This window comes from Mesorhizobium sp. USDA 4775 (assembly GCF_054062655.1).
The window spans coordinates 3458803-3480977 of sequence record NZ_JBSSFM010000001.1; the positions used below are offsets into that span (position 1 = coordinate 3458803).

Here is a 22175-nt window from a genome sequence, read left to right on the forward strand (position 1 = left end):
TTTCGCAATGAGATGCAGGCCGAGGGCTGACCGTTGCAATGGCGCACTCTCCCCAGCCGACCGGCTGAAAGACCAGCATCCCTGCCTTGAAGTTGTTTAAGCGTGGATCGTGGAAAAACTCAGCGTGAAACCGCTTCGTTGGTGTAGCGTTCCCAGCCCTTGGGGCCGAGATGCTCCTGCGGCATGAAGCGCATCTTATAATTCATCTTGCGCGAGCCGTTGACCCAGTAGCCGAGGTAGACATGGGGCAGGCCCATCGCCCTGGCGCGGGCGATGTGATCGAGGATCATGAACGTGCCGAGCGAACGCTCCTCGAAATCGGGATTGAAGTAGGAATAGACCATCGATAGGCCGTCGGCCATTTTGTCGGTGAGCGCCACCGCGATGAGTTCACCCTGACCCTTGCCGGTGATGAAGGTGTCGGGCCCACGTCGCCGGTATTCGATCACCTTGGTGTCGACATGGGTATCCTCGACCATCATGGCATAGTCGAGCACCGTCATGTCGGACATGCCGCCGCGACGGTGGCGGGCATCGAGATAGCTGCGGAACAGCGAATATTGTTCGGTCGACGGCTCGGCATTGTGCATGGCGCCGACGAGGTCGGAATTGTGCTGCAGCACGCGCTTCATGTTGCGGCTGGCGGTGAATTCCTGGGCGAGGATGCGCACCGAAACGCAGGCGCGGCAGGTCTCGCAGGCCGGCCGGTAGGCGATGTTCTGCGAGCGCCGGAAGCCGCCTTGCGTCAAGAGGTCGTTCATCTCCGACGCCTTGTCGCCAACCAGATGCGTGAACACCTTGCGCTCGAACTGGCCGTCGAGATAGGGGCACGGCGACGGCGCTGTCAGGAAGAACTGCGGCGACTGGGTCGGATGCTGCGTCATTTAAGTCTTGGAAACACTCCTTCGAGTCGCTCTACCTTTGGCGCGGAAAGCGAAAAATTCAACAGGATTGTGAAGATGCGGGCATGCGAACGCCTTCACATTTGCGCCGACAAGGCGGAAGCGCTCCCGAAAACGCCTTCAGCGGCCGGTGCGGCTGACCACCGTGCCGAGCAAAAGGTCGTGCAGCGTGCGCTTGCGGTCGGAGAACAAGGTCACCAGCAGAACCAGCGGCGACAGGATGACGTTGCCCGCCCAGAACAGCACGGAATGGACGACCGCGGTCAGCCCGTCGATCGGCCGCCCGTCAAGACGATCGAGGCGGATACCCATCATCTTCATGCCGGTGGTCGCCTGGTCGGCGCTGCCCAGCGTGTTCCAGATGTAGAGAATGGCGACGGCCGGCACGAGGACGCCGAACAGCATCCAGCCGAGACCGAGGGTCAAAAGCCCGAGGAAGAACACCAGTATGGCAAAAGGAATGGTGAGCAGGGCGACGATGATGTAGTCGACCACGAAGGCCAGCATGCGCCTTGTGCGCACGCCTTCATAGGCCCTGACATCGTCAAGCCGGGTGTTGATGATTTCGCCGTCGAGAACGCGCGCGTTCATGTCATTTCCTCGTAACAGGGCCCGACATAGGGTGCGGGCCGCTCGTAAATGAAATGGTAAAGGCCTGTGTCGGAATCAAGGTCGGGGTTCTCGCCCGGGCGCAAGGCAAGAGCGACGCGAGACACAATCCGAATCGGTTGAATTTGCCGTGCGGATAGCATTAGCTTGCTGCGGCGCAACAAAAGCGCTCAAGGGCAGAGGGACGGGGCACTATGGACTATGACATGCTGGTCATCGGCAGCGGCCCCTCCGGCCGCCGCGCCGCGGTGCAGTCGGCCAAGCTCGGCAAATCGGTGCTGGTGGTCGACCGCGGCCGGCGTCTTGGCGGCGTCTCCGTGCACACCGGCACGATTCCCTCGAAGACGCTGCGCGAAACCGTGCTCAATCTCTCAGGCTGGCGCGAGCGCGGTTTTTATGGACGCGGCTATCGGGTCAAGCAGGACATTTCCGTCGGCGACCTCATCGAGCGCCTGCACAAGACGCTCGACCACGAGGTTGAGGTGCTACAGCACCAGTTCATGCGCAACACCGTCAAGAGCGCACGCGCCTCGGTAAAATTTCTCGGCCCCAACAAGGTCAGCCTGACATCGGACAATGGCGACTACAGCGAAGTCGGATTCGCCAATGCGCTGATCGCGGTCGGCACCAGGCCGCACCGGCCGCGCGATGTGCCTTTCGACAAGACCCGCATCTTCGACAGCGACGAGATGCTGGAACTCGACCGCCTGCCGCGCACGCTGACGGTTATCGGAGGCGGTGTCATCGGCGTCGAATACGCCACGATCTTTTCCGCGCTCGACGTGCCGGTGACGCTGGTCGAGCCGCGCAATTCCATCCTCGATTTCGTTGACCGCGAGATCGTCGACGATTTCATCCACCAGATGCGCGATCGCGGCATGACGATAAGGCTTGGCAGCGCGGTCAAGGAAATCCGCTCCAAGCCCGAGGCGGCCGAGGTGGAACTGGCCGATGGCCGCACCATCCGCTCGGAAGTCGTGCTCTACGCTGCTGGCCGCACCGGTAATGTCGGCAGCCTGGGGCTCGACGTGGTCGGCATCGAGGCCGACTCCCGAGGCCGCATCAAGGTCGATCCGCAGACCTTCCAGACCAGCGTCCCCAACATCTACGCCGCCGGCGACGTCATCGGCTTTCCGAGTCTCGCCTCGACCTCGATGGAGCAGGGCCGGGTGGCCGCCTGCCACGCTTTCGGCGTGACCCTGCCGCCGCCGCCCGAAACCTTCCCCTATGGCATCTATGCGGTGCCGGAGATCTCGACCGTCGGTCAGTCCGAGGAACAGGTGCGTGAAAGTGGGGCCGCCTATGAGGTCGGCGTCGCGCGTTTCCGCGAGACCTCGCGCGGCCACATCATGGGCGTCAACACCGGCTTCCTCAAGCTGTTGTTCTCGATCGAAACACGCCGCCTGCTCGGCGCGCACATTGTCGGCGAGGGCGCCACCGAGCTCATCCATATCGGCCAGGCCGTCATCAATCTCGGCGGCACCGTCGACTTCTTCGTCAACAACACCTTCAACTATCCGACGCTGGCGGAAGCCTACAAGATCGCCGGGCTTGATGCCTGGAACAGGATGGGGCGGTAGGCTCCGCGCTCCTGTCGATTGCCGGAGCGCAGGGGCACGGGTCGCGGCCTGTGATTGGGCCTACGCCACGGCAGCCGGCCCTACCAGCCATTGCCTGACGATGGCGGCGTCCGGATCGCCGATTTCATGGCCCGAGGGGATGATCCGGGCGTCGATCTCGGCGCCGTGCCGGCTGAGCAGTGTCACCAGCGCCGGCGCGAAGGGCCCGTAGGTCTCGTCGGCGGCACCGGCGATGATCAGCGACCGTATGCCGGCGAGATCGGCCGCCGGCACGTGGTCGAGCACCGGCATAGGCCTCAGCAGTACAGCCCTGCGGACGATGCCCGGATGAAGCAGCATCAGGCTGGAAACCAGATTGGCGCCGTTCGAATAGCCGAGAAAAGTTGCGTGGTCGAGATTAAGCCCATGGCGCTTGGCGGCCTCGTTTGTGAATGCCGCGAAAGCCGCCGTTTCGGCAAGGATGCTCTTCTGTTCGAAGCGCGTCGGGTCTATCCGCTCGAACCAGCGGAAACCGTCTTCCTGGGGGATGCGGCCTCGCGCCGCGACCAGCGTGGCGGTGGGCGCGATCCGTCTTGCCAGCGGCACCAAAGTGGTCTCGTCGACACCCGACCCATGCAGCAGGAACAGGCACTGACGGCTGTCTCTGCCAGCGCCCAGGAGGCGGTAGGCAAAGGCCATATCCGTGACCAGGGGGGCGTTTTCGATGCCGTCGCCGATCATCCTTCATCCTCTTGATTATATGAGGTTCCGCTCAATTTGCCGGCTTCAAAACGCAATATTTTCATGCTCCGCGAAAGTTGATTGAACCGGGCGCATTCCGGCCCGTTTATGCGCCGATATACTCCGCGTGGGAGGAATCGAAGCGGTGCGCCGGGGGTCGCATTGCTGGACATGAACAACCAGCTTTGAGGCCTTTTGTCGATGACTACCCCTGTTTTGTCGGATCGCAATTTGCGTATCCCTGAACGCGATACGCGTATCTCGGATCGCGATACGCGTATCGATGTGCTGCGCGCGCTGGCCCTGATCATCATTTTCATCGACCATGTGCCCGGCACGGCTTTCGAAACCCTGACCTACAAGAATTTCGGTTTCTCGGACGCGGCGGAGGCTTTCGTGCTGATTTCCGGCATCTCTGTCGCGCTTGCCTACGGCACGAAGTTCCGGCCGGGTGACCGGCTTCTGGCCACGTTGAAGATGTGGCGGCGCGCAGGCGTGCTCTACGTCGCCCACATCGTCACCACGATGGTGGTGATCGGTTTGTTCTGCGCCGTGGCGGTGTTCACCAGGCGCCCGGAGCTGCTGAAGCTGATCAACATCGAACCATTGATGAAAAACACGCCGGAAGTGCTGGTCGGCATCGTCACGCTCGGCCATCAGCTTGGCTACAACAACATCCTGCCGGTCTATGCCGCGCTGCTTTTGATGGCTCCGGCCTTCGTCCTGCTCATCAGCTACCGGCCTGCCGCGGCACTTGCCGCGTCCGGTGCGCTGTGGCTGATTGCCGGCATCTGGCAGATCGCTCCGCCCAACTATCCCGAACCCGGCTTCTGGTTCCTGAACCCGCTGTCCTGGCAGTTCCTGTTCAATATCGGCCTTGCCGCCATGCTGCATGTCAGGCGCGGCGGCGTCATTCCGGTCAACCGTTGGCTGGTCGGCGCGGCCGCGGCCTATGTGGCGACGGCGCTGGTCTGGGTGCACAGCCCACTTTGGGGGCAGATAACGTGGTTCAAGCTTCCCGTGGTGATCGGTGGCTTCGACAAAACCTTCCTGTCGCTGCCGCGGCTGTTGCATATACTGGCGGTCAGCTACCTCATCGTCGCCTTGCCGGCACTGTCGAACCTGTTCCGCACCAGCCACGACCACCCACTGGCGATACTGGGAAAACGGTCGCTGCCGGTCTTCATCGCCGGCACGGTGATCGCCATGGTCGCGCAGGTGATGAAACTGATCAATCCGGGCGGGCTTGCCTATGACACCCTGCTGCTTTCGGCCGGCATCGCCATGCAGTTCGCGCTCGCCTTTTATCTCGAATGGCTGTCGACCATCGGCGGCTCGGGCAAGGTCCGCACGTCGCAAAAAGATGTCACGCCGGTGCGTGCGTCTTTCGGCATCTCGGCGGTGGCGAGGGCCAATCGTTGAGTTGCGGGTGGGTCAGCCGCGTGGAGGAGCCGACGAGGCCCTCACGATCAGCTCGACCGGCAGTTGCCTGCGATTTGTCGTGCCGTCGTTTTCCAGGATCGCCTTGACGGCGAGACGGCCGATTTCGGCAATCGGTTGGGCGACGGTGGTCAATGGCGGCTCGGACACCGCAGCTTCCGGAACGCCATCGAACCCGACGATCGAAATATCGTCGGGGACCTTCAGTTTGCGCGCGCTCAGCCATTCGAGCGCCACCAAAGCCATCCTGTCCGACATTGCCAGGATCGCCGTGGGCGGTTCGGCGACGCCGAAGATCGCCTCGAGTGCCGCGATCGTGCTGGTCGCATCGTTGGCGGTCTCGTAGACGGGCACTTTGGATGTGTCGACGCCAACCCGTGACAGCTCCTGGAAATAGCCGGTGAGCCGGTCTCGCGTCCCCGCATAAACCGCGGTCTGCACCTGCTCGGGGGAAACGGGGCCTGTCCTGCCGTCGACAAACTCCAGCGCCAGCACGGCAAAGCGGCGGTGCCCGAGGCCGGTGAGATGGCGCGCCGCCATGGCCGCGCCGGCGACATTGTCGATGCCGATTGTCGCGACCGACCCATCCTCGGAAGCGAGGTCGAGCGCCACGAAAGGCAATTTGCGCTCGCGTGCCAACTGCACCAGGCGTGAACCGCCTTCGATACAAAAGACGATGAAGCCGTCGACCAGGGCGCTCTGGATGTTCCAGGCAAGCTGCTCGTTGTTGGCGGCCGAGACCAGCGAGATGCCGGCGCCTGTCGCGTCGCTAGCCTGCGAGATGCCCGCCATCATGACGCGTGCGAAGGGATCGTCGAAGAAGTAGGAGAGGGGTTCGGCCGTGGCGACGCCAATGGCGTTGACCTTGCCCGCGCGCAACAGGCGGCCCTTGGGGTCCGGTCCGCCATAGCCCATCGCCTCGGCCGCCGCCTTGACCCGTTCGCGGACTTCCTCGCGCACGATCTCGGGGCGGCTGAAGACATTGGATGCGGTGCCGTGCGAAACACCGGCGGCCTTGGCGATGTCGGCCAGCCGGACGGGTCTTCGATTGCCTACGGTGAGTGACGCCATTGTGCGTGCCTCCTGACATGCATTTAGCACGTTCCCGATCTGCATCTAGCACTTTCGTTGGATCGATTCAAATTTTGCTTGACCGAAGATGCATGAAGACCTATGTTTGAATCGATCCAAGTCGCAGATTTGTGCTGCTGAATGTCAAGGGGAGGTGCGCCATGCATCCCGTGAATTATCTGTTCGAGGACATCTATCGCAACCACTGGAGCATCGGGCCGGGCGCCAACGGCTCCAGGCTCCGGGGCAGGGCCGGACCATGGATTCGCGTCCTTCGCTTCCTTGCAAAGCGCAGGCGAAACTGATCGGCGTTTTTTTGCTCACCGATTGGATCGATTCAATTCCGTGGAGAAAGACCATGCACCCCATCAAACATCTGTTCGAGGATATCTATCGCAACTACTGGGGCATCACGCCGGCCGCGGAGCGGCCGAAGATGCGGCGCCTGACGAAGCCGGCCGCGCGCAATCGCGATCTTTGGCTTCGTACCGAACGTCTCAGGGATTGATGCCTGCGTGGTTGGCCTAGGAACGCGGGCGTACAAGGGCGGAAATCGCTATCCCCAGCCAGCCGGCGATGAGCAGTGTGCCTCCGATCGGCGCCGACATCGGAAACAGTCTCGATCCGAGGAAATCGCGGGCGAGGAGATCGCCCGCGAAAAGCAGGAGCCCGACAAGCAGGACGAGGCTCGCGATGCGCAGGCAGCGATTCGCGCCCATGAGGCCGACGGCGACGAAGACCGGCGCGTGCATCAAGAGGAACGACGCGGCCGTGCCGGTGAAGGCGCCGCCGCGGTGCGCGGCCGCCGCCGACAGCGCCACGCCCGCCGCGCCGACGAGACCGCCGGCAAGCACAAGGAGACGGCTGGCGGTTGGTTCGGCGGAATTCATGTCGGCCAGCTCCCTCTAACGCTCTCAGGACTCACTTGCTTCCAGCGCCATACGCCGTGTGCGCCGCGACTGGACAATCCAGTTGTAGACGGCGCCGCCGGCCATCAGTGCCGATGTCCCGAGGAACACCGCCCGCATGCCGAAATGACCGCCGACGAAGCCGCCGGTCAATGGTCCCGCAACCTGCCCGACATACTGCGCCGAGATCGCCAGGCCAAGCACATTGCCGCCGACGCCGTCTGGGATGTTGTGTCGGATGACGCTGGTGATGCAAGGCAGCAAGCCGCCGAGCGCCAGACCCATCAGGAAGCGCAACCCGATCAGTTGCCAGCCATCGGTGACGAAGGCTTGCGGAATGAGCAGCAGGGCTGAGACGGCCAGCGCTCCGACGACGACGTTCCAGTGGCCGACGCGGTCAGCGAGCTTGCCGAGCCAGGACGCCGACAGGATGGTGCCCAGCGCCGCCGCCGACATCACCACGCCGGCGACCATCGTCACCCGGCTCGGATCCTCGATGAGCTGCTGCACATAGACGGTGATGATCGGCTCGATCGACATGTTGGCGAAGGCCAGCAGCATGCCGGTTATCAGCATGGCCACGACCGGGCGCTTGTCCAGAATCCGTGACCAGCCGCTTTTCGACCTGGCTGCCGATCCCGCCTTTACCGGCTTCAGGCGCGGTGTCTCCTTGATGAGGAAGGTCGTTGCCAGGAAGGCAAGGAAGATGACGCCTCCGGACAGAAGGAAGGTGGCGCGAATACCGATCACTGGCGGCAGCGTACCGCCAAGCAGGGGGCCGACCAGCGAGCCCGCCGTTATTCCTGCCGACAGCACGCCCAGCGCCCAGCCGGAACGGTCCTTGGGCGTCTGCATGGCCACCAGTATGGTCGACCCCGAGGAATAGCCGCCGGCAAAGCCGATCAGCAGGCGCAGCAGCACCAATTGCCAGACCGTCTCGACCATGCCGGTCAGCGACATGCAGATCGCCATGCCGAAGCTGGCGCGCACCAGCATCACCTTGCGGCCATAGCGATCGCCCAGCCGCCCCCACAATGGCGCGACCAAGGCCGCGGCGAAGAAGGTGGCGCCATAGGCGACGCCGGACCATTGCACGATGGCGGCATGACCCTGCGCGCCGAGCTGTTCCACATAAAGCGGCAGGAAGGGCAACAGCAGGGTCATGGCGATGAGCGTGCTGAACGAGCCAGCGAAACAGACGGCGAGATTGCGCCGCCAGTGGATGTTGTAACCGCTCTGTTGCGTGTCTTCCTGGGTCATGTCCTGCCTGCTCGATATCAACGCTTGTTGCGGATACCATTTTGGGATACCAAATTGGTATCCGTCATGAACTCCAACCCAGCTGCTGTCAATGCGGCTTCGGAACAAGGAAGCGCTATGTCGCAGATGCAGAATGTCGAACGGCAGTTGCGCGAGATGATCCTGGGGCTCGAGATCGGTCCAGGCGAGAAATTGACCGAGCGTTGGATCGAAGGCCGCTTCGGCGCCTCGCGCACGCCGGTCAGGGCAGCACTTCTGCGGCTGGAGACCGAGGGGCTGGTGGGCAGGGATGGCCGCGGCTGGACGGTATCGCCCATCAACCTTGCCGAGCTCGAGCAGATCGCGGTCTATCGCGAAGCAGTCGAGGTCGCGGCTGTCCGACTGACATGCATGCATGCCGAAAGCAGCGCCATCGACGTCATCGAGGGGATGCTCGATTCCTGCGACGACAATACGCCGCGCGAGGAGTGGCATCGTGTCGGCATGGATTTTCACATCGAGCTGGCGCGCCTGTCGGGCAACGAATTTCTGTTCAGGGCCGTGCGCGATGCCATGACGCGCCTGTCGCGCGCTCGCTGGCTGGAAGTGCGTGACGAAGCGGCCCTTGGTCGCGCCTGGGCCGAACACCGAGCCATTCTGGCCGCGGCACGCCTTGGCGATGCCGATCAGGCAGCCCGCCTGCTTTCTGCCCACATCGTCGGCAGCCGCGACCGGCTTGTGACGTCGCTCGCCAACGACCGACGCGGCCTTCGCGCCAGGGGATTTGCCGTCGTGGCTGCTTAGCACCGCTATAGGGCAGGGCGCTCGCCGGCAAAAACAGGCGACGCCTCACGCCAAGCCCACTTTCGGCCTCGCTTCACGGACGCCGATGGCGTAAGAGCGGCGATGGAAAACAACCGATTTGAAACACCCGTGACCGTCAAGTCCGTCACGGCGGGAAGCACTCAGCTCTTGCGAACGGCCCGCGAGGCATCCGAATACCTCCTCAACAGCTGGCCCGGCAAGCGCAGTCCCAAGCATCGCGCGGCGCTGCAGGCCTGCCACGATGCGCTGGCCGGCGACAAGCCGGCCATGAACGCGCGGCGTGCCTTTATCGCCGCGGCGCGCGAAGTGGACGTTTTTGTCAGCGACAAGGCTCCTGCCTGACGCAGAACCATTGGCTGGATTGAGGCAAGGCCCGCATATGCGGGCCTTTTGCCGTCATTCCGCCGTTTCGTTTTCGATCTCTGCCTCGGGCTTGGAACGTTCGCGCGCGGCAACCTTGGCCGCCAGCTTTTCGGCCTTCTTCGCCGCCTTCTGCCGGTCGCGTTCCTTGCGTTCCTGATCGTAGTTTGGTGCTCGCGCCATATCGGCTCCTTTTGACCTGCCTTGCGGCTCTGATCCTGCCTAGGAGCATTAGCCGTCAAACACAACAGCTGAAACGACAGTGCGCGTGCACGGCCCCGGAGATCCGTGGGGGCTTGCCAGATCGGCGCCATAATGATGTAGGAAACGCGGGGCGCCAGCGTATTTGAGAGCTGCCCGTTTGTTTTGACCAAGTGAATCATGGCCACAATTGCGCGGACGTCGGCACGGGTTTTCTACTATGCGCGAAACGTCGTGCGCGATGTCATTCCACAAGCCCTGTTCCGCCGCAGGCTGGCTGCTCGCCTCGAACAGGCCATGCTTTCCGACGAGGCGGCGCGGCGGCGGCTGAATGACTACAACAAGCTGCAGGATGGTTTCGCGCCAAGCGCCAATGCGGTGCGCATCAGCAAACTGCCCTTCACGCCTACCATGTACTATTACGACCTGAAGGAATTCGCCCGCTATTTCGATCCCGGATTGCTCATCGACGTCGAATTCGGCGACGTCAGGGACGTACCGAAGGTGCCGACGATCGTCAAGGATCGGCCGATCCGTGATGACGACCAGAACGCGGTCATCATGAAGCTCGACAAGTTCCGCCACTTCCAGATGCCGGCTGACGCCATCTCGTTCGCCGACAAGTTGCCTATGGTGGTCTGGCGTGGTGATCTCAACAATCCGATCAGGACACGGTTTCTGCAAGCGGTGCGCGACCTGCCATTCTGCGATGCCGGCTCGCACAAGCCGAACGCACCGGCCGAATACGCCAAGCCCTTTCTCAGCATCAGCCAGCACCAGCGCTACCGCTACATCGTCTCGCTGGAGGGCAATGACGTGGCGACCAACCTCAAATGGATCTTGAACTCGAAGTCGCTTTGCCTGATGCCGCCACCGACATACGAGACATGGTTTGCGGAGCGGCAGCTCGAGGCCAATGTCCACTATGTGCCGCTCGATCCGGATTTTGCCGATCTCAGCGAAAAGGTGCGCTATTTCGAACGGCATCCGGCGCAGGCCGAGCGCATCATCGCCGCAGCCAACGCCTATTGCCGGAAATTCTCCAATGAGCGGGACGAGCAGGCGATCTCCCTGCTCGTGCTCTACAAATATTTCGTGCTCAGCGGCCAGATCGAACCCGATCCCGAACTGTGGCGCTTCATCCAGGGCTAGCGCCTCCGCCTGGTGGTCAGATCACGCTACGGTCGAGAACCATGTCGGCGGGGCCGAAGCGATCCCTTGCCGTCAGTTGCTGGTGCCAATAGGGGTAGAGCACGGGCGGCCGGCTGACCGCGTCGAGGCGCTGGCGTTCCTCAGGGCTGAGCGCCAGGCTTGCGGCAGCGAGATTGTCCTTGAGCTGGGCATCGTTGCGGGCGCCGATCACCAGCGAGGAGACGGCGGGGCGGCCGAGCAGCCAGGCCAGCGCCACCTGAGCGGCCGATACGCCGCGAGCCTTGCCGATCTCGACCAGCACATCGACGATCCGCCAGAGCCGGTCCTCGTCGCGGATCGGCGGCTCGGACCAGCCAGCGAGTTGCCGTGCGGTCGGGCTGTCGCGGTGGTATTTGCCGGACAGCAGGCCGCCGGCGAGCGGGCTCCAGACCAGCACGCCCAGTCCCTGGTCGACCGAGATCGGCAGCAGTTCATATTCCGCCTCTCGCGCCTCCAGCGTGTAGTGGATTTGCTGGGTGACGAAGCGCTGCTGGTGGCGGCTGTCGCTGATCGAGAGCGCCTTCATCACCTGCCAGCCGGACCAGTTGGAGCAGCCTATATAGCGCACCTTGCCCTGGTTGACCAAAGTGTCGAGCGCCGCGACCGTTTCCTCGACCGGGGTAAGCCCGTCCCACTGGTGGACGAAATAGATGTCGATGACGTCGGTCCTCAGCCGCTTCAGGCTCTTCTCGCATTCGCGGATCAGATGGTGGCGCGACAGGCCTTCGTCGTTCGGTCCGCTGCCGATCCGCATGCGCGCCTTGGAGGCGATGAGCACGTCGTTCCTGCGCTTGCCGCCGAGCGCTTCGCCGATGATCTCCTCCGACAGGCCGTTCGAATAGACATTGGCGGTGTCGATGAGGTTGATGCCGGCGTCGATGCACATGTCGATCATGCGCCTGGCTTCGGCAAGATCGCTGTTGCCGACCGCGGCGAAAGGCCCGGTGCCGCCGAAGGTCATGGTGCCCAAAGTCAGTGTCGAAACCTTCAGGCCGGAACGGCCAAGGGTGCGGTATTCCATGTCAGCCCTCGCGATTGCGCTGAATTGGGGCGGGGCCAAGGGGCAGCCCGGAATGCGAGCCGGGATTTGTAGGACAATCCGGCCGGCTTGTCGCCATGCCATGGTGATGGATCGATTGGACATGGTAGACACCCCGGCTGTCGCTATCGCGCCCGGGCTGCAATAAAACCGTCACTGCCGGTCTATATTGAAGTCGGCTCAGGTGTTTCCCTTTCCAGGCTGCTGGCCAGCAATTTGGGGCGCCGTACGGGAACCGACAGGGCTTGCAAGCGGAGCAGTGCAAATGACTGAGCTAAGACAGAATTCTCCCGCCAAGGACTGGCTCGAAGCCGAGCTCGCCGACACGCTCGACGAAGACTATGAACTCGAAATGTCGGAGCCGACGCTGTCGATGGAGATCGCCAAGATCTACAAGAACGCGCATCCGCCTTCGATCGACCGCATGCAATATTTTCGCGACCTGATCACGCTGCAGTCCGAATTGATCAAGCTGCAGTCCTGGGTCGCCTACCACAAGAAGAAGCTGGTGGTGATTTTCGAGGGCCGCGACTCCGCCGGCAAGGGCGGCGTCATCAAGCGCATAACACAGCGGCTCAACCCGCGCATCTGCCGCGTCGTTGCGCTGCCGGCGCCGACCGAACGCGAGAAGTCGCAATGGTACTTCCAGCGCTATGTTCCGCATCTGCCGGCAGGCGGCGAGATCGTGCTGTTCGACCGCTCCTGGTACAACCGCTCCGGAGTCGAGCGGGTGATGGGCTTTGCCGATGCGGGTCAGGTCGAGGAATTTTTCCGCGACGTCCCCGAGTTCGAGCGGATGCTGGTGCGCTCGGGCATCACAGTGGTCAAATATTGGTTCTCGATCACCGACGAGGAGCAGCAGATGCGCTTCCTGATGCGCATCCATGACCCGATGAAGCAGTGGAAACTGTCGCCGATGGATCTGCAATCGCGCGTGCGCTGGGAGCAGTACACCAAGGCCAAGGAAGAGACCTTCGCCCGCACCAATATTCCCGAGGCGCCCTGGTTCATCGTCGAGGGCAATGACAAGAAGCGGGCGCGGCTGAACTGCATCGATCATCTGCTCAAGCAGATGCCGTATGAAGAGGTCCCGCACGAGGAGATCACGCTGCCGGAACGCGTCTTCAATCCCGAATACGAGCGCCAGACGCTGCCGCGCGAGCTTTACGTGCCGGAGAAGTATTGAGCGCCTTTTCATTCTCCCCGTGTCACGGGGAGGTGAGGAGTGGTCTGCGCAGCAGACGAAAAGCCAACTGCTTGGCTTTTCGAACAACGAACGCCGAAGGGCCGCGCTGGCGTTGATGAATTTATTGCCATCGGACGCTCTAACCTCCAAACGTCGGCGCCGCCACTCATTGCCCTGCCGGGCATTTCTCCCCGTGGAACGGGGAGAAAGTGGCTAACCCCGCTTGATCACCACATGCGTGGCAAGCGCCGTCGCCACCTGCTCGGTGCATTGATAGCCGAGCTTCAACATATCCAGGCCGGCGAAGAGGTGCTCGCCCTTGCCAAGCAGCACCGGCGAGATTGCCAGATGCATCTCGTCGATCAAGCTCTCCTGCAGATATTGCCGGATGGTGGCGACGCCGCCACCGATCCGCACATCCTTGCCGCCAGCCGCCGCCTTCGCCTGCTCGAGCGCCGAATGGATGCCGTCGGTCACAAAATAAAAGGCCGTCCCGCCTTCCATCGTGATGGGTGCCCGCGCGTGGTGCGTCAGCACGAAAGTCGGCACGTGGTAGGGAGGGTTGTCGCCCCACCAGCCTTTCCAGTTGTCGTCAGGCCATTCGCCGCGGATCGGCCCGAACATGTTGCGGCCGAGAATCCAAGCGCCGACATTTTCGAAACTGCGCTCCGCGAACCCATCGTTTACATCGGCGGTGCCGCCATCTTTTCCGAGCACCATCTTGCGGAAGGTGCGGGTGTCGACAAACCACTTGTGCAAGGATTCCCCGCCGATGCCGAGCGGATTTTGCAGATCTTGATCGAGACCGGCGCCATAGCCGTCGAGCGATAGGGTGAATGCGTTGACACGCAGCTTGGACATGAAAGCCTCCTCGATAACCAGTTGTATTTTGCAATCGGTTGTTGTTTAGCAAACCGGTTGCGAATTGCAAGCGCTATTTTCTAAGGCGAAAAGACACATACCCGGATCTCGCCGCCAAGCGGTGTCCCTATTGTTTCGTGATGATCGGTTCGGACGACAACCGGCCGCTGGGACGGCCGCCGATCGCCCAACCATGAAGTGGATCAGAAGCATCCTCTGGAGGCGTCCGCCATACCTTCGGGCGAGGTGCGGCTGCCGGCCGCCTCCGGCCGTGCGGCTATCATAGCCGCGGCTGCCGGTTTTTGTCTGCTGGAATTCGAAAGAACCGCCGACCGGTCGAAAGACTGGTGACGTCTACTGAAAGGCTTTGCCGGGGAGGCCGGTCTACCCCTTCAGCATTTCGGCCACTTCGGGCGCGAAATAGGTCAGGATGCCGTCGCAGCCGGCGCGCTTGAAGGCGAGCAGCGATTCCAGCATCGCCTTCTCGCCGTCGATCCAGCCATTGGCGCCCGCCGCCTTGATCATCGAATATTCGCCCGACACCTGGTAGGCGAAGGTCGGCATCTGGAACTCGTCCTTCAGCCGGCGGATGATGTCGAGATAGGGCAGGCCGGGCTTGACCATCAGCATGTCGGCGCCCTCGGCAATGTCCTGTTCGGCCTCGCGCACCGCCTCGTCCGAATTGGCGTGGTCGATATAATAGGTCTTCTTGTCGCCCTTGAGCAGGCCGGCGGTGCCGACCGCCTCGCGATAGGGGCCGTAGAAGGCCGAGGCGAACTTCGTCGCATAGGACATGATCGCGACGTCCTGAAAGCCGTTGGCATCGAGCGCGTCGCGGATGGCGCCGATGCGGCCGTCCATCATGTCGGATGGCGCGATGATGTCGGCGCCGGCCGCTGCCTGGATGACGGCCGCCGCCGCGACCTGTTCGACCGTTTCGTCGTTGACGATGATGCCGTCGCGCAGGATGCCGTCATGGCCGTGGCTAGTGAACGGGTCGAGCGCGGCGTCGGTGATGATGCCGATCCCGGGCACCGCGTCCTTGATCGCACGGGTGGCGCGGTTGATGATGTTTTCCGGATCGAGAATGTGCGAGCCGGTCTGGTCGCGCAGGGCCAGTTCGACATTGGGGAAGGTGGCGAGTGCCGGAATGCCGAGCTTGGCCGCGCGTTCGGCCTCCTTGACGGCAAGATCGACCGACAGGCGGAAGACACCCGGCATGGCGGCGATCGGCTCGCGTACGTTCCTGCCCTCGACAACGAAGATCGGCCAGATCAGGTCGTCGACCGAAAGCCGGTTCTCCTGTACCAGGCGGCGCGACCAGTCGGCCTTGCGCATGCGGCGCAGACGGCGGCTGCCGGTCACGTCGTCGACGCTACGCGCGCCGGCTGGCTTTGTCGGGGTGAATTTGTTCATGGCCAATACTCCGGATCAGCGGGTTTTACCACGAGCCCTTGCCGCTGACCAATGCGACACGATTGTGCCAGGCCGAAGTCGCCAATCTCCGCCTTGTAGGCAGATGCTCGGCAAAGCAGAGATGGGCGCGTCCCGCCATATCTATCCGGTCAGGGCTGGCCATTACCCGAAAGAATCTGCGCAGCGCCTCCGATTGCCACGCGGAACGCCTCGTCGAAGCTGACGCCACGCACCTGCCAGCGATAGGTCTTGCCGTGTTCGGCGAGGCGCCAATCGGCGATCCAGCCGAGATCCTCGTCGCTCCAGACGATGCTGCCGGCGAGCGCTTGCGCGCCACCGGCCTGTTTGGCCAGCAGATCCAGCCTTGCCATGTCGTCGGTGCGCAGCCCTTTTTCGTCCAGCTCGGCCAGCTGTACCGCCTTCGGAAATACGACATGCATCAACAGCGGATCGGTGGCATTGACGAAAGACTCGCGCATCGTCTTGCCACGCTCTTCCTCGGCGCTGAGCGCGAAATGCCTCGCGCCCTGTTCGACGGTGAGAAAGACGGCGAGCGTTGGCCGCTCGCCAAGCCAGGGCTTGCTGCCGAGCTGCGCGAGCAGCTTGTCGACCGTGGTGGGCTTGTAGAGACAGGTCAGATCATGCGGCCGGTCATGCGTGCCTTGCTCGTCATGGATCGGAATGCCCTCCAGCCGGTCGTGGTAGCGGAAGGCGTCGACAAAATCGCCGGCCTTGTCGCGCAGAGCCGCCATTTCGGGTTTCTCCAGCAGGCGTTGATCGCCTGAAACCCTGACCAGGACCCGGTCCAGGCAATCCTTGAAGCCTATCCGGCGGTTCACCTCGCCCTGGCCGGTGACGATGGTCCGAGACTGGTAGAGATCGTCGGTCGTGATGGCGAATGCAGCACGCGGTGCAAAGCCGGTTGTCACAAGTACGACCGTCAAAAGCACGGCACGAAGAAATCCGGGCATGGCCAACTGTTCTCCGACGCCGTCTGCGCGCGATATCGGCGCGTCGCTTGCAACGGCGGCGATCTTCGTAGCATCGGCCGGCGCCAGTCGCCAAGACCACGGTGCACAGGCTGCTGCCATTGACGCACCCATGCGGCGCCTTTAGCACTTCAGTCCCGCAGGCGCGGGGGAGGGATTCTCTGGCGATGGATTTTGATGGAGGCGACGAAATTCGCTTCGAGCGCTCGGGCAGGGCCGGTGTCGTCACGCTGACGCGGCCGCAGGCGCTCAATGCCGTCACCCATCGCATGGTCAGGGCGCTGGGCAAGGCCCTGCATGCCTGGGAGTGCGACGATGGCGTGGACGTCGTCCTGGTCAAGGCCGAGGGCAGGGCGTTTTCGGCCGGAGGCGACATCCTGCACATTTATGAAGCCGGCCGGGCTGGAAAGCCGCCGGTCGAGTTCTTCGCCGACGAGTATAGGCTCAACGCCCACATCAACAGCTTCAAGAAACCCTATGTGGCGCTCATCGACGGCATCGTCATGGGCGGCGGCGTCGGCATTTCCTTTCACGGCTCGCACCGGGTGATGACCGAGAATGCCCAGTTCGCCATGCCGGAGGTCGGCATCGGCTTTTTCCCGGATGTCGGCGCCAGTCATTTGCTGCCCGACCTTGGTGGCTCCTTCGGCATGTACCTGGCCCTGACCGGCAACCGCATCCGCTATGGCGATGCGCTGTGGTCGGGGCTGGCCACCCACACCATCAAGGCCGAGGACCAGGCCAGCTTTCTTGATCGGCTGGTGCTGACCGGCGATCCGGAATCGGTGCTGCGCGGTTTCTTCGTCCCGGCAAAGCGGGAGACCGACAGGGCGGCGCTGGAAGCGATCTCTCGCCATTTCGCTCAGCCGTCGCTGCAGGATGTCATCGACAGTCTTGACCGCGCGGCGGGCACCGACGAATTCGCGGCAAAGACGCTGGCGACGATGCGCACGCGCTCGCCCACCAGCCTTCGCGTCGCCTGGCGGCAGATCAGCGCCGGGCAGACCTTGTCGATGGACGAGTGCATGAAGATGGAGTTCCGCATCCTCAACCGCATGCTTGCCGGCCACGATTTCTACGAAGGCATCCGCGCCGCCATCATCGACAAGGGGTCGAAGCCGCAATGGCGACCGGCAACGCTCGATGCGGTCGGCGAGGCGGATGTCGAGGCCTATTTCGCCCGGCTCGGCGAACGGGAACTCCTGCTATGAGCGAGGTGACGTCGAGACGCGTCGTGCTGCAGCCCTCGACGGTCGAGGTGATCTTCGCCTGGTTCCAGCGCGTCATCGCCGGCTACTGCCTGCTGTTCGGCATCCTGTACTGGATCAAGCTGATCGGCTTCTATCCCGGCCCGCTGTGGCGCTTCGACCTGATGCCGGTGCATTGGCAGGTGGCGGCGGTGATGCTCGCCGTTTTTTTCCCCTTTGCCGCGGCGGGGTTGTGGATGCTGGCCTCGTGGGGCCCGGTGATCTGGTTCATCTGCGCGGTCACCGAGACCGTCATGTATGCCGGTTTTCCCGAGCTTTTTGGCCATCGGCCGCTGATCGTCGTCTCGCATGCGGCGGTGGCGCTGCTCTACATCGTCTTTCGCGTCGTCATCTGGCTGCAGAAACGCCCCGTCCGGCACTAAGCCATTGAGGCCGTTGACGACTTGGCAAACGACCGGATTGAGCCCTGCGATAAGTGCCTAAGCCTTTAGGTTAATTATCCTTACTCGGGTGACCGTTCGTTAAGCCTCTTCCGAAACCTCTTACCGGTAAGCTCTTGTTAGCCCTAGCGTTTAAGTCGAATTTTATGAGTATTCGATAGTGTCGCGATCAAGGTGAAAAACAAAAAATCACCAGGGCGACAAACGAGAGGCAAAGACAATGATCAATTCGCGTCCGGCGGCGAAGACCGCCAACGTTTCCGACGATCGCCGCGAGGCTATCCGTTCGCTGTACATGGAATCGCTGCAGCTGGTCGAGCGGCTGCACCGCCGTCTGCTTGATGTCATCAAGGACGAATTCGACCGCAATGGCCGTTCCGACATCAATGCCATCCAGGCGCTGCTGCTCTTCAACATCGGCAATTCCGAGCTGACCGCCGGCGAACTGCGCTCGCGCGGCTACTATCTCGGCTCGAACGTCTCCTACAATCTGAAGAAGCTGGTCGATCTCGGCTTCATCAACCACCAGCGCTCGCGCATCGACCGTCGTTCGGTCCGCGTTTCGCTGACCCCGAAGGGCAATGAGGTGGCCGACGTCGTCGCCGGTCTCTACGAGCGCCATGTCGGCTCGATCGAGCAGGTCGGCGGCATCAACACGGACGAGTTCAAGCAGATGAACCGCGCCTTGCAGCGACTCGACCGCTTCTGGAACGATACCATCGCCTACCGGATGTAAGCCATCCACGAACGGCAGCCGTGCCGCAGAAGCACGGCCCGAACAGCGACCTTCAGTCAGGGGCCGGTGCCGAAAGCACCGGCCCTTTTTCTGATCATGGACAGCCGGCCAGCAGTTGGCGTGGCCGTCGCTTGACCGATGCAGCACTTGGAGCCGTGAGCGGCGAGTTCCGCCGCGCACTTTGCTTTCGCCTCCACAATGCTAGTGTCGCCGTACAAGGGGGCATGATGGGTCGGAGCAGCTGCTGCAAAATCTGTTCGGTTGCCGCGGTGCTCTTGGCGGCACCGGCGATGGCTTTCGCGCAGGAATGGTGGAAAGATTCCTTCGCCATCGAGGGTAGCAGCCCCTGCGAGAACAATGATTCCAGGGTAACCTTCACCGACAAATCGGTGGACATGTGGGAAGTTGGGTGCACCCTCGACAGGGTCCAGAAGCTCAGGGGCCTGGACGCCGTCATCCTGGACATGACCTGCTCGGATGATGAGCAGAGTGTCGAGAAGCGACGCGCGCTGTTGCTCAAGCTCGATGACAACAAGATATTGCGGTATCCCGAGTACCAGGTGCTGCAACGGTGTTCGGAACTGGAAGCCAAGACCAGCCCAGGGCCCTAGCCGTCTGCGCGGATGAAACGCCTCGGTTCCTGCCCTTGGCGCCCCGGCCCTGACGATGCGCGACAGGGCGGCTTCGATACCGAAAAACCACGCCCCTTTCATTTCGCCATGCCGGGCGGGGCAAATTGCGGGCCAAGGCCACGTTGCCGCCATATTCCAATGGGACCGAGGATGCCGGTGAAGCTGCGGTCAAGGCCATGTGTTCACCTGGAACCGGACGGTGCGTCACGCGTTTGTGGCCGAACCGATGCGGACATGGTTGGCTAATTGTTAAGATTGCCAACTTTAGAGTGCGGGCAAAATCGCCCCTGATCGAATGCTACAAGAATGTCTGGAACGTCCATGAGAACCAGCCGCCGCTTTTTCCTTTCCGGAGCCTCGTTGCTCGCCGCCACCATGGTGGCCGGCCGCGCGAGCGCGCAGGACGTGATCGGGGATATCCTGAAATCCTCGGCCCGCGGCAATTGGGATGACCAGTTCGATGCCCGCGCCAGCGAAGGCGGCAAGGTGGCCTCGACACTGCCGATCTTCAGCACGCAGACCGTTGCGTTTACCGAGCAGGCGGTCGCGCAGTATCAGAACATTGTCGGGCAGGGCGGCTGGGTAGAGGTTCCCGCGACCAAGAAACTGGAACTCGGCGTCGATGACCCGGATGTCGTCCCGCTGCGCAAGCGGCTCATCGTCTCTGGCGACCTGTCGCAGAGCGCCGGCATTTCGACGGCCTTCGATTCCTATGTCGACTCGGCCGTCAAGCGCTTCCAACTGCGCCATGGCTTGCCGGCTGACGGTTCCATGGGCAAATACACCTATGCGGCGATGAATGTTTCGGCGCAGGTCCGGCTTGGCCAGCTGCAGACCAATTTGCAGCGGCTGAAGGAGAAGGCCGGCACGCTCGGCAGCCGCTATGTGCTGGTCGACATTCCGGCCGCACAGATCGAAGCCGTCGAGAATGACCGTGTCGTGCTCCGCCACACCGCTATCGTCGGCAAGATCGATCGCCAGACGCCGATCGTCAATTCCAAGATCAACGAGATCATCGTCAACCCATACTGGAACGCGCCGGTCTCGATCGTGCGCAAGGACATCATTCCGCTGATGCGGAAGGATCCCAACTATCTGAAGAACAGCCATATCCGCCTGTTCGCGCCGGATGGCAGCGAAGTCGATCCGATGAATGTCGACTGGTCGACGGATGATGCGGCCAAGTACCGGTTCCGCCAGGATCCCGGTTCGGAAAACGCCATGGCGTCGGTCAAGATCAACTTCCCGAGCCCGGACGGCGTCTACATGCACGACACGCCGCAGCAGAGCCTGTTCGGCAAGATGATGCGCTTCGATTCCTCGGGCTGCGTGCGCGTCCAGAACGTGCGCGATCTCGTCACCTGGATCCTGCGCGACACGCCCGGCTGGGACCGTCAGCATTTCGAGGCGGCGATCAAGACCGGCCAGAACACGCCGATCCAGGTCACCAACCCGGTGCCGGTGCACTTCCTCTATCTCTCGGCCTGGTCGACCGGACCCGGCGTCGTCCAGTTCCGCGACGACGTCTACGCTTTGGACGGCGCCAGCGAACTGCAGATTACCTCTTCGCTCTAAAAGACTGATAATTCTGACGAAAGGCCGCCCGAATGGGCGGCCTTTCGTTTGTGGATCGTTAGATCAGTTGCTGGTTGACCAGCCGCGCCACCGCCTTTGTGATGCCGGCCATACGGTCTGCTGCCCCATCGGTCACTGCCGTCCCGGCGCTGTCTGGACGCGAGACCGGCGATTGCGCATGGTTCGTTAAACAGCCGGAATCGCGCCATGCAAGCCGCCATCTTCGTCCTCGTCGTGTTGGTCTTCGTCGCCGTTTCAGGCGCGCTGGTGCGCCTGGTGCGGGTGCCGCTGCCGGTCCTGCAGATCGCCATAGGTGCTGCCCTTGCCTGGCCGGTGCGCGGTATCCATGTCGAGATCGATCCGGAACTGTTCCTACTGGTGTTCATTCCGCCGCTGCTCTTCAGCGATGCTTTCGGCGCGCCCAAGCGCGAGCTGATGGCACTGCGCGGGCCGATACTCGACCTTGCCATCGGCCTCGTCTTCTTCACCATTGTCGGTTTCGGCTATGCCTTGCACTGGCTCGTGCCGAGCATTCCGCTGGTCGTTGCCTTCGCGCTCGCGGCCGTGCTGTCGCCGACCGATGCGGTGGCCGTCTCCTCGATCGTCGACAGGAACGTCGTCCCGGCGCGGCTGATGCACATTCTGGAAGGCGAGTCCCTGCTCAACGATGCGTCGGGCCTGGTCATGTTCCGCTTTGCCGTCGCGGCGGCATTGACCGGCAGTTTTTCCTTTGCCGCCGCTTCGCTGAGTTTTGTCTACGCCGTGGCGGTCGGTATCCTCGCCGGCGTGGCGGCCTTGTTCGTCGCCGCCAAGGCGCTGCAACTGTTGAACCGCATAGGCGGCGTGCCGGCCGAGGCGCAGGTGCTGATCACCATTCTGCTGCCCTTCGTCGCCTATCTCGGCGCCGAGCATTTCGGGGCCTCGGGCATCCTGGCCGCGGTGACCGCCGGTCTCTTGACCGGGAGCACCGGGATATTCCGCTTTCTCGGCGTCTCGGCGCGCATGCAGACGATCTCGCTCTGGACGACGTTTTCCTTCGTCTTCAAC

Annotated in this window: 23 protein-coding genes and 1 pseudogene; 13 read left to right on the forward strand and 11 right to left on the reverse strand. The window is 62.6% G+C overall.

Features of this window, described 5'->3' with window-relative positions:
- Positions 1-119: 119 nt before the first annotated feature.
- A complete protein-coding gene (locus ACVILI_RS16735; protein WP_019857587.1) occupies positions 120-884 on the reverse strand; it encodes an arginyltransferase in 765 nt (254 codons plus the stop codon).
- A gap of 138 nt (positions 885-1022) precedes the next feature.
- Positions 1023-1493 (reverse strand): RDD family protein, encoded by a 471-nt coding sequence (locus ACVILI_RS16740; protein ID WP_019857588.1) that lies wholly within the window; start codon positions 1491-1493, stop codon positions 1023-1025.
- A 212-nt stretch (positions 1494-1705) separates the two neighbouring features.
- On the opposite strand from ACVILI_RS16740, the gene sthA reads away from it, so the two are divergent.
- The gene (gene sthA / locus ACVILI_RS16745; RefSeq protein WP_069091935.1) at positions 1706-3091 is read left to right on the forward strand and encodes a Si-specific NAD(P)(+) transhydrogenase; all 1386 of its coding nucleotides are present in this window, start codon (positions 1706-1708) and stop codon (positions 3089-3091) included.
- Between the two features lie 60 nt (positions 3092-3151).
- Here sthA and ACVILI_RS16750 read toward each other — a convergent pair whose 3' ends face one another.
- On the reverse strand, positions 3152-3811 hold the full coding sequence (locus ACVILI_RS16750) for an alpha/beta hydrolase (protein WP_038646230.1): 660 nt from the start codon (positions 3809-3811) through the stop codon (positions 3152-3154).
- A gap of 201 nt (positions 3812-4012) precedes the next feature.
- On the opposite strand from ACVILI_RS16750, the gene ACVILI_RS16755 reads away from it, so the two are divergent.
- Complete coding sequence (locus tag ACVILI_RS16755; RefSeq protein WP_027046732.1) at positions 4013-5233, forward strand: OpgC family protein; 1221 nt, start codon at positions 4013-4015, stop codon at positions 5231-5233.
- A gap of 12 nt (positions 5234-5245) precedes the next feature.
- Here ACVILI_RS16755 and ACVILI_RS16760 read toward each other — a convergent pair whose 3' ends face one another.
- Complete coding sequence (locus ACVILI_RS16760) at positions 5246-6322, reverse strand: LacI family DNA-binding transcriptional regulator (RefSeq protein ID WP_457102552.1); 1077 nt, start codon at positions 6320-6322, stop codon at positions 5246-5248.
- Positions 6323-6680: 358 nt separating this feature from the next.
- Between ACVILI_RS16760 and ACVILI_RS16765 the strand changes: the two genes are divergently transcribed.
- On the forward strand, positions 6681-6830 hold the full coding sequence (locus tag ACVILI_RS16765; protein ID WP_019857594.1) for a hypothetical protein: 150 nt from the start codon (positions 6681-6683) through the stop codon (positions 6828-6830).
- A 16-nt stretch (positions 6831-6846) separates the two neighbouring features.
- On the opposite strand, the gene ACVILI_RS16770 is transcribed toward ACVILI_RS16765, so the two are convergent.
- The gene (locus ACVILI_RS16770; RefSeq protein ID WP_240565095.1) at positions 6847-7212 is read right to left on the reverse strand and encodes a DUF423 domain-containing protein; all 366 of its coding nucleotides are present in this window, start codon (positions 7210-7212) and stop codon (positions 6847-6849) included.
- Positions 7213-7236: 24 nt separating this feature from the next.
- Complete coding sequence (locus ACVILI_RS16775; protein ID WP_019857596.1) at positions 7237-8490, reverse strand: multidrug efflux MFS transporter; 1254 nt, start codon at positions 8488-8490, stop codon at positions 7237-7239.
- A 117-nt stretch (positions 8491-8607) separates the two neighbouring features.
- Between ACVILI_RS16775 and ACVILI_RS16780 the strand changes: the two genes are divergently transcribed.
- Positions 8608-9273, forward strand: a complete 666-nt coding sequence (locus tag ACVILI_RS16780; RefSeq protein WP_038646236.1) for a GntR family transcriptional regulator — start codon at positions 8608-8610, stop codon at positions 9271-9273.
- Positions 9274-9375: 102 nt separating this feature from the next.
- Positions 9376-9636, forward strand: a complete 261-nt coding sequence (locus ACVILI_RS16785; protein WP_010915577.1) for a DUF982 domain-containing protein — start codon at positions 9376-9378, stop codon at positions 9634-9636.
- A gap of 54 nt (positions 9637-9690) precedes the next feature.
- Here the strand turns inward: ACVILI_RS16785 and ACVILI_RS16790 are convergent, their stop codons facing one another.
- Entirely contained in the window at positions 9691-9837 is a 147-nt protein-coding gene (locus tag ACVILI_RS16790; protein ID WP_019857598.1) for a hypothetical protein, read from the reverse strand.
- A 198-nt stretch (positions 9838-10035) separates the two neighbouring features.
- Between ACVILI_RS16790 and ACVILI_RS16795 the strand changes: the two genes are divergently transcribed.
- Positions 10036-11007: a glycosyl transferase family 90 gene (locus ACVILI_RS16795; RefSeq protein ID WP_038646238.1), complete on the forward strand. Its 972-nt coding sequence runs from the start codon at positions 10036-10038 to the stop codon at positions 11005-11007.
- 16 nt (positions 11008-11023) lie between these two features.
- Here the strand turns inward: ACVILI_RS16795 and ACVILI_RS16800 are convergent, their stop codons facing one another.
- Positions 11024-12067 carry an aldo/keto reductase gene (locus tag ACVILI_RS16800; RefSeq protein WP_019857600.1) on the reverse strand — a complete coding sequence of 348 codons (1044 nt, stop codon included), beginning with the start codon at positions 12065-12067 and terminating at the stop codon, positions 11024-11026.
- 283 nt (positions 12068-12350) lie between these two features.
- Here ACVILI_RS16800 and ppk2 point away from each other — a divergent pair, with 283 nt between their 5' ends.
- Entirely contained in the window at positions 12351-13271 is a 921-nt protein-coding gene (gene ppk2, locus ACVILI_RS16805) for a polyphosphate kinase 2 (RefSeq protein WP_038646243.1), read from the forward strand.
- Positions 13272-13484: 213 nt separating this feature from the next.
- On the opposite strand, the gene ACVILI_RS16810 is transcribed toward ppk2, so the two are convergent.
- The 3 genes from ACVILI_RS16810 to ACVILI_RS16820 form a co-directional block, all read right to left on the reverse strand.
- Complete coding sequence (locus ACVILI_RS16810) at positions 13485-14132, reverse strand: dihydrofolate reductase family protein (protein ID WP_038646248.1); 648 nt, start codon at positions 14130-14132, stop codon at positions 13485-13487.
- Positions 14133-14516: 384 nt separating this feature from the next.
- Positions 14517-15548, reverse strand: a complete 1032-nt coding sequence (gene hemB, locus ACVILI_RS16815) for a porphobilinogen synthase (protein ID WP_019857603.1) — start codon at positions 15546-15548, stop codon at positions 14517-14519.
- Between the two features lie 149 nt (positions 15549-15697).
- On the reverse strand, positions 15698-16519 hold the full coding sequence (locus ACVILI_RS16820) for a DUF2066 domain-containing protein (protein WP_038646253.1): 822 nt from the start codon (positions 16517-16519) through the stop codon (positions 15698-15700).
- 185 nt (positions 16520-16704) lie between these two features.
- On the opposite strand from ACVILI_RS16820, the gene ACVILI_RS16825 reads away from it, so the two are divergent.
- The 6 genes and pseudogenes from ACVILI_RS16825 to ACVILI_RS16850 all read left to right on the forward strand — a co-directional run.
- A complete protein-coding gene (locus ACVILI_RS16825; protein ID WP_038646256.1) occupies positions 16705-17748 on the forward strand; it encodes an enoyl-CoA hydratase/isomerase family protein in 1044 nt (347 codons plus the stop codon).
- Entirely contained in the window at positions 17745-18167 is a 423-nt protein-coding gene (locus tag ACVILI_RS16830) for a DUF6163 family protein (protein ID WP_019857605.1), read from the forward strand. Before ACVILI_RS16825 ends, ACVILI_RS16830 begins: the two co-directional genes overlap by 4 nt.
- 238 nt (positions 18168-18405) lie before the next feature.
- On the forward strand, positions 18406-18921 hold the full coding sequence (ldtR, locus tag ACVILI_RS16835; protein WP_013896002.1) for a transcriptional regulator LdtR: 516 nt from the start codon (positions 18406-18408) through the stop codon (positions 18919-18921).
- A gap of 290 nt (positions 18922-19211) precedes the next feature.
- Positions 19212-19532, forward strand: a complete 321-nt coding sequence (locus ACVILI_RS16840; protein ID WP_240564657.1) for a hypothetical protein — start codon at positions 19212-19214, stop codon at positions 19530-19532.
- Between the two features lie 342 nt (positions 19533-19874).
- Complete coding sequence (locus ACVILI_RS16845) at positions 19875-21128, forward strand: L,D-transpeptidase family protein (RefSeq protein ID WP_027046735.1); 1254 nt, start codon at positions 19875-19877, stop codon at positions 21126-21128.
- A gap of 207 nt (positions 21129-21335) precedes the next feature.
- Positions 21336-22127 (forward strand): annotated as a pseudogene (locus ACVILI_RS16850) (cation:proton antiporter); the annotation flags it as partial.
- Between the last annotated feature and the right edge of the window lie 48 nt (positions 22128-22175).